Annotated in this window: 1 protein-coding gene; it reads left to right on the forward strand. The window is 44.5% G+C overall.

What is annotated here, in order from left to right:
• The first annotated feature begins 143 nt into the window (after nt 1–143).
• Nucleotides 144–1,043, forward strand: a complete 900-nt coding sequence (locus ACTXGO_RS14170; RefSeq protein ID WP_443574965.1) for an HpcH/HpaI aldolase/citrate lyase family protein — start codon at nt 144–146, stop codon at nt 1,041–1,043.
• Nucleotides 1,044–1,182: the final 139 nt, after the last annotated feature.

The raw sequence follows: 1,182 nt of genomic DNA on the forward strand, positions 1-1,182 counted from the left end.
TTGCTATCGAAAAACACCGTAACGTTATGGAAGGATCAAGTCATCAAGGTATGAGCGCCGTCGTTCAGTATGTCGCGTGCAAAAAGGACTGATTTTTACTGCTATGATTATCTTGAATATTTCATAAACAAAAGGGTAAGACCATGCTGCTATTCTCAACCTCTGCTGATACGCTCCCATCTAATAATGAAAATCCAAGTAAACAAAACAAGCGTACTAGGCTGACAAGAAAAAAAGCATGGCTATTTGTCCCAGCCACAAGAATGGATCGCGTGCCCAAAGCCTTTGCTAGCGGCGCTGATGCGGTCATCGTAGATCTAGAAGATACCGTGGCTGTAGCGGACAAAGTCAAAGCTCGCAATGATCTACAGACCTACCATGACAGCGCTGATTATCAACCCGTATGGGTGCGTATTAACATTGCAAACAGTCATGACTTCACTAAGGACTTGGCATGCTGTCAGCAATTGCCAAACCTAGCCGGTATCCTCTTATCAAAGGCAGAAAACGCTGCAGATATAGAGCAGGTATACAAGGTCACTGGACTATCAGTCATTGCGCTGATAGAGACGGCAAAGGGCCTACATAATCTCGATGCTATGGCAAAAGTATCAGGCCTATTAGCGTTAAGCTACGGATTTTTGGATCTTTGTAATGACCTACAAGTGCAAGTGGGCACGCAGGCCGCTGATATTGTCGCTAATCAGATTCGCTATAATCTGCTACTAGTGTCCGCCGTGCATCAGCTAGCTGCGCCTATCGATACTATATATCCAGATTTTAACGATGATAATGGTCTATGTGATCGTGTCCAGCTTTGGTCACACATGGGGCTATCCGGAATGCTCTGTATTCATCCCAAACAAGTCGCTGTCATCAAACAAGCCTTGCGGCCCAGCGCTGATGACATTGCGTTTGCTAAAAAGGTCGTTGAGGAGTACGAGCATAGTGGACAAGCGGTATTCAAGATAGATGGCAATATGATCGACGCTCCTGTCATCAAGCGTTGTCAGCAATTGCTTTTGCAAATCAACGTAGAGTAGGGCTGTGTTTTATCAAATAATACATAGTGTTAAGTAAGAGGAAGTTTCAAATCGCTAAGCGTGAAAACTTGTTTTGATATTCTTTTGGCGTCAGCTGGGTCGCTCGTTTAAACAAACGGGTAAAGGAGGAGATATCGCT

This window comes from Psychrobacter sp. T6-1 (assembly GCF_052258445.1).